The sequence below is a fragment of the Flavobacteriales bacterium genome (assembly GCA_021296215.1).
Taxonomy (GTDB): Bacteria; Bacteroidota; Bacteroidia; order Flavobacteriales; family ECT2AJA-044; genus ECT2AJA-044.
In genome coordinates, this window is record JAGWBA010000078.1 from 1 (window position 1) to 11,448 (window position 11,448).

The 11,448-nt window shown below is 47.2% G+C and carries 10 protein-coding genes; 5 read left to right on the forward strand and 5 right to left on the reverse strand.

Annotation, left to right across the window (positions count from 1 at the left end; genetic code table 11):
- Positions 1 to 233: 233 nt before the first annotated feature.
- Positions 234 to 1,274, forward strand: a complete 1,041-nt coding sequence (locus tag J4F31_10750) for a DUF2911 domain-containing protein (GenBank protein ID MCE2497036.1) — start codon at positions 234 to 236, stop codon at positions 1,272 to 1,274.
- On the opposite strand, the gene J4F31_10755 is transcribed toward J4F31_10750, so the two are convergent.
- Entirely contained in the window at positions 1,271 to 2,080 is an 810-nt protein-coding gene (locus J4F31_10755) for a rhomboid family intramembrane serine protease (GenBank protein ID MCE2497037.1), read from the reverse strand. The two genes, J4F31_10750 and J4F31_10755, sit on opposite strands and share 4 nt — an antisense overlap.
- Before the next feature lie 37 nt (positions 2,081 to 2,117).
- Here J4F31_10755 and J4F31_10760 point away from each other — a divergent pair, with 37 nt between their 5' ends.
- Complete coding sequence (locus tag J4F31_10760) at positions 2,118 to 3,422, forward strand: replication-associated recombination protein A (GenBank protein MCE2497038.1); 1,305 nt, start codon at positions 2,118 to 2,120, stop codon at positions 3,420 to 3,422.
- Positions 3,423 to 3,424: 2 nt separating this feature from the next.
- On the opposite strand, the gene J4F31_10765 is transcribed toward J4F31_10760, so the two are convergent.
- The 4 genes from J4F31_10765 to J4F31_10780 form a co-directional block, all read right to left on the reverse strand.
- Complete coding sequence (locus J4F31_10765) at positions 3,425 to 4,180, reverse strand: hypothetical protein (GenBank protein MCE2497039.1); 756 nt, start codon at positions 4,178 to 4,180, stop codon at positions 3,425 to 3,427.
- Positions 4,119 to 4,790, reverse strand: a complete 672-nt coding sequence (locus J4F31_10770; protein MCE2497040.1) for a hypothetical protein — start codon at positions 4,788 to 4,790, stop codon at positions 4,119 to 4,121. The genes J4F31_10765 and J4F31_10770 overlap by 62 nt, the downstream gene beginning before the upstream one ends.
- A gap of 100 nt (positions 4,791 to 4,890) precedes the next feature.
- A complete protein-coding gene (locus tag J4F31_10775; GenBank protein MCE2497041.1) occupies positions 4,891 to 6,723 on the reverse strand; it encodes a hypothetical protein in 1,833 nt (610 codons plus the stop codon).
- Positions 6,716 to 6,949, reverse strand: coding sequence for a hypothetical protein (locus J4F31_10780; protein MCE2497042.1), 234 nt, complete (start codon positions 6,947 to 6,949; stop codon positions 6,716 to 6,718). The genes J4F31_10775 and J4F31_10780 overlap by 8 nt, the downstream gene beginning before the upstream one ends.
- A 128-nt stretch (positions 6,950 to 7,077) precedes the next feature.
- Here J4F31_10780 and J4F31_10785 point away from each other — a divergent pair, with 128 nt between their 5' ends.
- The 3 genes from J4F31_10785 to kdsA are packed head-to-tail and all read left to right on the forward strand — an operon-like array spanning position 7,078 to position 11,169.
- A complete protein-coding gene (locus J4F31_10785) occupies positions 7,078 to 9,138 on the forward strand; it encodes a hypothetical protein (GenBank protein ID MCE2497043.1) in 2,061 nt (686 codons plus the stop codon).
- Entirely contained in the window at positions 9,138 to 10,355 is a 1,218-nt protein-coding gene (locus J4F31_10790; protein MCE2497044.1) for a hypothetical protein, read from the forward strand. The genes J4F31_10785 and J4F31_10790 overlap by 1 nt, the downstream gene beginning before the upstream one ends.
- Before the next feature lies 1 nt (position 10,356).
- Positions 10,357 to 11,169 carry a 3-deoxy-8-phosphooctulonate synthase gene (kdsA, locus tag J4F31_10795; protein ID MCE2497045.1) on the forward strand — a complete coding sequence of 271 codons (813 nt, stop codon included), beginning with the start codon at positions 10,357 to 10,359 and terminating at the stop codon, positions 11,167 to 11,169.
- Positions 11,170 to 11,448 lie beyond the last annotated feature (279 nt).

Consider the following 11,448-nt stretch of genomic DNA (forward strand, 5'->3'; position numbering starts at 1 on the left):
ATTGGGGTAGTGAAAGAGCTAAACTCCTGACTTTCAACAGGTGTTTAGTGCGTCAAAAAACGTTTTGGACGGGTGTGAGTTTATATGTAGAAAATCGCACGTTCACTTGCGATTCAATACAGCACCTTTTTTGCTTATATTAGAGTTTCCCAAACCCACTGGCAGAGGAAACATCGGCACGCAAAGGTGCTAAATCGCTACAACAAAAGATGTTTCACTAAATCTGTTATGAAATGAATGTTTTTACAAAACCATTGAGCGCGATCGCGCTCATGCTATTGTCCTCCGCTGTGCTTTTCGGTCAGGGACAACCATTGGTATTCCCGCGTGTGAGTCCGCCCGCGAGCCTCACCACTACCGTTGGTGTCACGACCGTTGAGGTTCACTATTCCTCCCCCTCGGTTCAGGATCGAGAGATCTGGGGAAACATCGTCCCCTACGATCAAATCTGGCGTGCCGGAGCTAATGAAAACACTACGATCTCTTTTTCTACGGAGGTCATGGTCGGTGGTAAAAAAGTTATGCCCGGAACCTATGGCCTGCATATGATTCCGACCGAAAACGATTGGACCATCATTTTGAACGAAGATCACGAGGCCTGGGGAAGTTACTTTTACGACGAATCTCAGGATGCGGCTCGGATCACCGTAACTCCACAAAAGCATGGTCATGCCGAATGGTTGAGCTATGTCGTGCTCGACCGAGGAGCCGATAACGTAACACTGGCCTTGATGTGGGACAATGCTACGGTGCCCATACCGATCGAAGTCGATCTTGCGGCCACCATGGAAGCTGACTTCCAAGATCAATTGACAGGTCTGGCCGGATTCAACTGGCAAGCATTGAATCAATACGCCAACTTCTACCTCCAAAAAGGTCAGAATCTCGAACGAGCAAAAACCATGGCTGAGCGTTCGGTAGCTATGAACAAGCAGTTCGCAAATCTGGCAACTCTAGCCTTGATTCAAGAAAAAATGGGCGATTCGGAGTCCGCCGCCAGAAACGAAAGGGAAGCTCTGGCCATGGCCAATGAGGCTCAGATGAACACCTATGGTTACCAGCTCATGGGACTGGGTAAGCAGGACCGCGCTCTCGATATCTTTCTACAAAACACGAAGGAGCATAAAGAAAGCTGGAATGTTTGGGATAGCTTGGCCGAATGCTACCTCAACATGGGAGATAAAAAGAAGGCCCAGAAATACTATACCAAGGCTCATGACCTTGCTCCCGATCAGCAAAAACAACGCATAGTAGGCATACTGGAAGGGATTTAATCGCGACCCTCCATTGATTCAGATGCGCTGGGCTCCTCCAGAGGAGGAGCCTCTTTTATTTTCTGTTGCTGAAACTGATATACGATCCTCAAAGGTTGTGTCTGATGCGCGTGCTCCTCCCAGTACTTACGCCCATACGCCTCCGGACTCGGATATCGCATCGCTTGCTCTTCCAGAAAGATCTCGCGGTTCGTGGGTTCTGTAATCACCTCTATTTCTTTTCTTGGGGCCTGCGGCCCGATGTGTCTGTATGCGACCGCAGTGAACAACCCGGCAATGGCTCCACTTAAATGCCCTTCCCAGCTAACCGTTGGTTCTATTGGTAAAACACCCCAAACCATACTCCCGTAAACAAAGACCACAAAAAACGAAACGGCCATTAGTGGCCTGTGCTTTCTGAAGGCTCCAGAGAAAAATAAAAAACTCGCAAGCGCGTACACGAGTCCCGAAGCCCCAATGTGATACGCTTCTCTGGCTATTCCCCAAGTTATGAGCCCAGTAATGAGCCAACTTGTAAATACCACCAGCCAGAATAAACTCTTATAGAAGTATCTCAATACCGACCCCAGGACGATCAAAGGTACCGAGTTGTTGATCAGGTGAACCATATCGGCATGTAAAAAGGGCATGGTGATCACCCCGACCAAGCCTTCCAAGGTCCGTGGAAATAGCCCCCACGTACTCCACGACCGCCCTGACCTCCATTCTAAATAAAAGGCGACCCATGCCGCGAGCATCAAATAAAACGGAGGTAAAATATGTACTAGTCCAGGACGTTCGATCTTTGATTTTGAAGGTTCAGACATGTCGTTAAAGTAGGAATTAATGGCTATTTTGGCCGGCATGAGTGCAGTATCAAAAACCGTGCAAAGTCCAGAGTCCCCACTGGCCGAAAGAATGCGTCCGGCCAACCTCGATGAATACATGGGTCAGTCGGCACTCGTAGGCCCAGACGGCGTTCTACGGAAAATGATACGCTCAGGCAACATTGCCAGTTTCATTTTGTGGGGTCCGCCGGGGGTCGGTAAAACCACCTTGGCCGAGATCATCGCTCAGCAGCTCGACCGACCATTTTACAGGTTAAGTGCCATTTCGGCAGGAGTTAAAGACGTACGCGAGGTGATCAAAAAAGCCGGTGAGGGCGGTATGTTCAACAAAGGACGCCCGATCGTATTCATCGACGAGATCCATCGGTTCAGTAAATCACAACAAGATTCGCTCCTTGGAGCAGTGGAAAAAGGAGTGATTACTCTGGTAGGTGCAACTACTGAAAACCCGAGCTTTGAAGTGATTCCCGCGCTCTTGTCGCGCTGTCAAGTATATACGTTAAAGCCGTTCACAGCCGAGGAACTCCGCAAACTTTTGGACAGAGCCATTAAAAAGGACTCTTGGCTAAGGCAGCACGATGTGCGTTTGATCGAAGATGAAGCCCTACTGAGAATATCAGGAGGTGATGCGCGAAAATTACTGAACACATTGGAGCTGGTGGTCGTTTCAGCCGAAGGAAGCACCATAGAGATAACCAATGAATTCGTTTTGGGCCAGAGCCAAGAAAAGCTCGCCATGTACGACAAGTCGGGAGAACAACACTACGATATCATCTCGGCATTCATCAAAAGCATTCGAGGATCGGACCCCAATGCCGGAGTTTATTGGCTGGCCCGAATGATTGAAGGGGGTGAGGACTTGAAGTTCATCGCTCGCCGATTAATCATTTTAGCGTCTGAAGACATCGGAAATGCGAATCCGACCGCTTTGGTGATCGCGAATAGCACCTTTCAGGCCGTGAGTACTATTGGATACCCGGAATCGCGAATCGTACTCGCTCAGTGCGTTACCTACCTAGCGAGTTCTCCGAAGAGCAATGCAGCGTATCTGGCCGTAGGCCGTGCTCAAGAAGAAGTAGGAAAAAGCGGCAACCTGTCGGTCCCTCTTCATTTACGGAATGCTCCCACTAGTTTAATGAAGGATCTCGATTACGGTAAGGGATACAAATATAGTCACGATCATTCCGGGAACTTTGCCGAGCAGGAGTTCCTTCCGGACGAACTGAGCGGTACCGCCTTTTACGAGCCCGGCGACAATACCAGAGAACAAGCGCTCCGTACATTTCTGCAGGAGTGCTGGAAGAACAAATACGGTTACTGAGATCAGTCGTAGTAGTAAACGAGACCCCCGCCTCCACCTTCTGATCCGCCTTCTGGGTTACCTTCAGGTGATTCTTCGGCCGGAGTGTTCTGCATAGGAGTTTCTACCGGTGATTCGACCGGCTCCTTTACTCTCGGGTTGGATATAGATCCGAAATTGAGCGAGAAACCAGTTCTGAAGTTAAATTCCTGAACGTTTTGAATATTGGTGAGGCCCTCTATATAGTCGGCCATAAAGTGCCATTGGAAGGTTCTCCCTAGAGCAAAACCTACACCAAAGTTATTGAACCCTTGGTTGTAGGCGGTGTACTGTGCTTTAACTTGAAACCAATTGGTTAGGTCACCGTAGTATGAAACCCCAAAGGCCTGAATGCCGATTCCGAATGCATTTTCATTGTAGTACTGCAGCCCGACCTCGTGTTTTGGATGGAACCTCCATTGTACTCCTAAATTGATCTTGCGATTCAATGAAGTCGAAAACGAATTAAAGGTGGTGTCCGGGTTCAACAACTCTCCGATAGAATCGAAGTAGCTCGACAACTTATCGCCAAATCCTGTGGTATCTTCTTCATTGAATAGGTCTTGGGTTATTCCAGTCACGTTTATACTCCGTGACTGAACAACATAATTCTCAGCGGTTTCAGACCAATTGATGTTGCCCAAATCCTGAATACTCGCGGTAACGCTCCATTCGTCGTTAATGAAGTACTGTGCACCGAAATCGAGCCCTACCCCTGAGTTTGAAAAAGTTGTATCCACTTCGCACCAAATCACCCGCGGAGAAATCGTCGTCTGGAATTCCCGCCATGTTAATGGCTCCTCCAGCCATCAAGGTCACGACGTATGGGTTCGGGCTTGAGGTTTCTGTCAACACACTGAGTTGATCAATCTCCGTTTGAATGGCACCTAAACCGCTGATGAATTTCACCCGTGCACCTACGCGGAGACGCTCTTCGAGGAACGCATGGCTATACCCAATATGATAAAAGGCATAGTGGTGTCCTTGTATTTCGGTTGGCGACCAATCCAAGGTAGTCCCGACATACGGTGCATTTCCATATGCCAAAAACTTAAACAAGTCCGGGGCTATTTTTCCGGCTTGGGCCATACGGTACGAAGCGCCAAATGTTAGGTACCCCGTTTCGCCAAGTCCAAAACCAACGAACAGCAAGTCATAATCGACACTTGTTTGGATGTAATCATCAACCGTCAAATCATCTACTTGACCTTCAAACTCCGTTTGAAAATCCGAGTCCTTATCGAACAGCGACAGGCTGAAAAGTGATTGATTAAAAAAGGCTCCTGCACTTGAGATGCCTGGTAATCCTACAGTTACCTCCGCATCCGGTCTTAGCGCCGGATTGATCAAGGTTGATTGAGGAACCGAGTAAAAATTCGTTCATGTCTGGTTTGGTTGAGCCATCGTGATCAATCCTGTAATCATCGCCAACCCTGTGAGTTTGATGTTCTTAGTTTTCATTGATCAGGATTTTAACTTTTGATTCGATAGCCAAATAGATCGCCATATTGTCCGTTGTTCGCATGACGTAGTTCTGATTCCCGTTTTGAGGGGTACTCAGTGAGGTTCGAACCAAAATTCGCTCTGAACTGAAAAAAGCATCTGTTTGAGCTTCGTCTAGCTCGACTATATTCTCTCGAAAGGTATTTGCAATGACATACCCATCGCCGTCCACCTGGGCGGCCTCGAGCAGCTGTGTTTGAACAGAGTCAATCGCTACTCCATTTTCATCTTCCATGATGAGAGAAACGACCGCATCCAATCCAATGCCGTTATCGACATTTATATACAGCGTGACTGTTTCCGGATTCAGCCCAGAATCTTCATCGATTGAGAATGTAGCATTGATCGTATCCTCTACGACTAAGTTGTTGGCGCTGATGTTCAGCCCAATATCGACCTCAAGACCAACTTTCAACAGGGACTCCCTGAAAATGAAGTTATTCCCCGTATTACCGTCGGGATTAATATCAACCGTACCATCAATTTCGATCGACTCGGGAATATTGGACAAAAAATCAACGACATTACTATTGTTCTTGTCGATGACGATCTCTCCTTCGATGTTCTGTCCAGCCTGCCCCAGGGTCGGATAGACAATATCTGACGGCGGCATATTGAGCGGAACGGAGTTCCCCGAAGCACTGATTCCGACCATATCAAAATTCGTTCTTATTGGTGCTCCTACTCCATTGGTGGTGATCAGTTTAACGATGGGGTCGTTGATTTGGAAGTCTCCCGTGAACTGATCCAAGAAGTCGATATTCAGTTCAACATTTGTACCGCTTAGGTCCTCCTCTATAGCGCCGAAGTAACCTTCGATATACTCGAACTCCATATTATTGAAGAGTAGGGTTCCTTCAACGGTTTGAGAAGTGTCGATGTTAACCACAGATCCGTCAGAAGCTGCGCCCCTAAACTGGAATCCCAGACTAAGTCTGTTGTGCGGCTGACTGGGGTCTTGGTCCATTCTTAATTCCGCCCCGCTCAAATCGATGGATCCGGTATTTGGTTGATTTACGGCAATAGGAATTACGGCTTCTAGAGGATCCCCGTTGACATCAAAACTACCAAGGAATTGTACCACGATCTCCGTTGGTCGCTCCATTGTGCTCGTGAGGTTGTACTCGAGATCCCCGTCAAAAAGCTCGAGGATCAAAATTTCCTCACCATTGGCAAATTGGAAATCTACTTCAGCCGTACTATCAAGCAACGTTTGTTGGATTACATCTCCCATTCTTTGGAATACGAAAAGGTCCTCAACTTCGAGCGACCAATCGAGCTCATCCGAAAGGTCAATAGGAACGAAACTCGCACCGGGTGTTGATAGCGAAACGATGTCTACTTCGAAACTATTATCCATCGAGGATGGCACCGTGAACGTTCCGAATCCAGTTCCACCTGAAGCAACGGTCGGGAACGTAAAACCGGCTAGGGTATTTCCAGCACTTACGATGTTCACAACGACATTGTTCAGATCGACTGGCCAATTATTCGTTATGCTCAAATTAAAGGTCACCGTCGAAGCGTCGGCACTGACGAAATTGGTTGGAATACTCAAATTGTAACCATTACCTCCCGAGCTGTTGGCCACCGCCGGAAAAGATGCTGTGGTACCATCAGCCGCTAACAGAGCCGCCCTGTCTGAAGGTGGGAAATTCATTGAAACCATATCCAATGAAGATGATCCCGAAACGGTAAAACCACCGATCTCAGGGTTTAACAACGGAAAATAAGCATCATCGTATCCCTCACCGTCGGGAATATCAATGTAGTCACCCACTACAAATAGGATCGATGATGGATGTGTCGGAAAAGACGACTTTCAATGCCCCTGTGGAATCGGTTTCGATGCCGTCTCCGGCCCAATCCTCGAGATTCATATTCAGCGTAGCAATAGGAACTATCACCGCCGGGGACAGCGATATCTCTTGATTTAAATCAAGTTGATCCTGCTTACAGGAATGCAAGATCAGCAGCGCGGCGGCTGCAAACATTAGTTTTCTCATGGTTTTCTAACCGGGATACTTCGTCTCATGACCTGGGGTGAATTTAGTAATTTCCGATTTTTATTCCTGACTTTACCTTCATTTTGAACGTAGTAACTATATACGACCATTTTGTACTTTCGCACATCATGAAGCTACTACTTCGATTCTCACTTCTACTTCTCGTCATTCTCAGTTCGTGTAGGAACGACCTCGAAACTGCCGATTGGGATGTTGACCTACTTGCTCCAATACTGACCTCCGACCTCGATTTTGGCGATATTGCAGGTGATAGTAATTTGACCATTGCAGGTGATTCCTCTTTGATCTTCGTCTATCGAACTCCCCTGGCGTCCTATGGGCTTTCTGACATCATGGACCCATTTTCATACACTCATTACGAATACTTGAGCCTCGATTCTTTGGAACTTGAGGATATCGCAATTCCGGCAAGCATAAGCCTCGGTCAAATAGCGAATAACGCAGGATTCGTAGGAGCCTTGATCATTGCCCAAAACGGCAATACCATGGTGGTACCTTACTTAGGCGGGGTGCTTGGAACTAGTGCTCCCATTGATGCAAGTGATTACTTTGAGTCGATCTCCTTAGTAGATGGAGTGCTGGAGATGAAGATTCAAAACGGCCTTCCTATAGATGTGGAAGACTTTGGCTTTGGTATCATTAACAATCTTTCGGGGCAAGTGCTCATCCAGGATACGCTCGATTATATTGCCGCCGGAGCTACGGTTACAAGCACGACTTCTTTGGCGGGAAAAACGATCGACAGCGACCTCTTGGTCGAAATATACGGCCTTTCAAGCCCAGGGTCCAATGGACAAAGTGTGCTCATCGATACTTCAAATGCACTTTCGATAACACTGACCATTCGGGACCTTAAACCCTTCAGTGCTACGACTATTTGGCCAGAGCAAAACATCATTAATGACACATCTGAGGTTTTTCTGGAAGGGTCAGAAGGGTTAGAACTCACCTATGGTAGAATGCGCTCTGGCGAAATACAAATGACAATTTCGTCAACCATTAACGACAGTGTCGAATTTGAATACATAATTCCCGAATCCGACTTAAATGGAATACCATTCTCCTTTGCCGAAGCCATACCAGTTGCCCCAAATGGTAGTGTTTCTACCGTTGTGAATACCTACGATTTCACAGGAATTGAGATGGACCTCACGGGAAAGAATCACGACCTTTTTAACACTTTCTACCACATTATTCTTGGTCGAATCGACTCTACCGGGCTGATCATCGAATTATCACTGGAAGACAGTTTAACAGTAGAATTGGCCCTTTCTGAATTGATCATTGACTATGCTTTGGGTAATCTGGGTGAGGATACCGTAGCCGTCGGTCCTGAGCAAACCGAACTCATCGGTTTATCGAAGCTGGTTTCAGGGTTCTTGACATTGGATCAAACTACGGCCACATTAGAGCTTGTAAATCCAGTTGGAGCCGGAGCTCAATTTCAACTCGACCAAATCACCGGAACCAACTCCAGAACGAATCAAAGCGTAATGCTGGATCTTTCCGTGGCCGGAAACAGTATTCAGGTAGCACCGGCTCAGGAATCGAACGGAGTTATATCGCCCAGCTTGGGAGACCTGGAGCTCAACGAAGACAATTCAAATATCAATGAGTTCTTATCAAATCTCCCGGATAGAATCTCATTTGAAGGTCGAACGATCATAAACCCAAACGGTCCGCACGTTGGATTCATTTATTACGATCATCCCTTTGAGGCCTTTTTGAATCTCGAAGTGCCCATGAATCTTCATGCCGAGGATCTGACCTTGGTCGATACTGCCGACTTCAACTTGGCTACAGGACCTGAGTGGGATCAAATCCAAGGCGGGGAAATTCGACTTCTGGTCGAAAACGGCATGCCTTTCGAAACGGTAATAGATATGACCTTACTCGATATGGACTGGAATGTGATCGAGACGGTCATTGCTCAAGAGATTGTTGCCGCCCCTCAGCTGAATTCCGATCTCCGGGTAGAGGCACCACTACGGTCCGAAATCGTAATCCCGCTATCCAAAGAACGGATCGATCTCTTCCAAGAGGCCCATTCAGTACGATATCAGGCTAAGTTCAATACCACCTCACAACCAAACCTGGTCAAAATCTATTCGGATTATAAGATCGATCTCAAACTCATCGGTGATTTCACCTACAGGCTTAATAATTGATGCGCATCTTCCTTATTCTTATTCTGTTCGTTCCCGCCCTCTCGGGCGGACAAATCATTCAGTCCGGTCCATGGCAACTCAACCGGGAAGCTGACCGGTTCGTCGATGTTTCGTATGCCTATGCCCTCGGCTCTGCTTCGATCCCCTTTGCCGCTCAACGCAGCTTTTTGTTCGATGACTACTTAGACGACCAAGACAAAGAGCTCTTCTTATCAAAAGCAAAAGACAACAATCAAAGTGCTCTTAACGACCTATTTGAATTCAACTACGGTTACCGGCTGAGCAATGCCAGGGCCCAAAGAAGAACATTCGGAATTCACTACAACAGCATTCGGGCGGTCAATTATTCAGAAAACCTGCTGCGACTGGCGCTTTACGGAAACGCTCCTTTTGCTGACGACACACTCGACCTCTCACCCACCGCTTGGTGGCGGATCAAATATCTAGAGGCGTTCTACAGCTGGGGGTTCGACACCGAAAAATGGAGTTATGATATCACCGCGGCAGTTCTCTTGGGTATGCAAGAACAGCGATTTCAAGCTGAGCGGCTCAACTGGTTTACGCCGAGTTCAGGTGAATACATTGCACTTTCGACTGCAGCTACCGGAAGTCTGAGCGATACTACTAGCGGCCCCAATAGCATTAATGGCCTCGGAATTGGTACGGGCTTTACAGCTACCTACCGCGGAAACGACTGGACCTTCATCATGGCCGTTGAGAATCTCGGATTCATACGCTGGAACCCTAACTCCTATTCCATCGATGTCGATACGAATTATACCTATGAAGGACTGTACATCGATAACTTATTCGATATTCAAGACAACTTCTTCGAGCGATCCATCTATAGCTTAGGACAAGCATATTTTTCGGGAGATCAAGGGTCGCGAATAGGTATAACACCCTTTTTACTTCGATTCGAAGCCATTAAACCACTTTCCGAGACATCTAGACTCCGTTTGGGAGCCCAGTATCGATATCGAGTATTCAACCTCCCCTTGATCTATGCGGCCTACGATGTACAATTAGGGGAAATCCACAGGCTAAGTCCTACGATCCACTACGGAGGTTATAATCGCCTCGGAGTTTCACTCGATTACAGAGCACGATTTTCTGGATTCACAGTACTTTTACAAGCCGGAAACCTGAATTCTTGGGTCGCTCCTCAACAGAGCTACGGTATTCATCTAGGCCTTGGAATCAGAAAAACTTGGTAAAATGATCGATCGAATTCCCAGAATAAAGAACACCGACAAGAACAACTTCTTCTTGTTGGCCGGTCCTTGCGCCATTGAAGGCGAAGATGTGGCCATGTGCATCGCAGAAAAAGTGGTTCGCATCACTGAGGATTTAGGTATTCCGTATGTTTTCAAAGGGTCATACCGAAAGGCCAACCGATCACGGATCGATTCATTTACAGGGATCGGTGATGAAAAAGCTCTGAAGATCCTGCGAAAAGTGGGGGAGACATTCGATGTCCCCACGGTAACGGACTATCACAGCGCAAGTGAAGCCGGTATGGCCGCTGAGTATGTTGATATTCTTCAAATCCCTGCCTTCCTATGCCGTCAAACGGATATCGTAGTCGCCGGAGCCGAAACAGGTAAATTCCTCAATATAAAAAAAGGTCAGTTCCTCTCACCCGATGCGATGCGTTTTGCCGCCCAAAAAGCCGTTGATTCGGGAAATGATAAAGTGATGCTGACCGACCGTGGAACCTCATTCGGATATCAAGACTTGGTAGTTGACCCCAGAGCGATCCCGCAAATGCAGGGTCTCGGGTACCCCGTCGTTATGGACATCACACACAGCTTGCAGCAGCCGAACCAAAACTCAGGAGTAACCGGTGGCCGACCTCAATTGATCGAGACAATTGGAAAAGCAGCCATTGCGGCCGGTGCAGACGGAATATTCCTGGAAACTCACGACGATCTGGCTAACGCAAAAAGCGATGCGGCTAATATGTTGCCCTTGGATCGATTGAGCGACCTGCTCACGAAGTTGATTCGTGTCCGTCAGGCAATCCTTTGATAGTTCTTAGTGTTGGGTTCTAAGTTCTTAGTTAACTCTTAGCAAAGCCCTTTACAAACATGCAACTGTGTACGAATTTCTGTTCACAGTTCACGGTTAATTGCTCATGGTCCATAGTTTATGGTTCGTGGTCAAAACCCTGACCTTCCCTGATAAGAGTTGACCGTTTTGGTTACGGTTTTTGATATTCAAAGATAGTCATTGGTTTACCTTGTTTTTGTGGTAAATCTGATAGCTGATTAATAAACTCCTTCGGGGTCTTTTTGCTAAGGTTGTTGT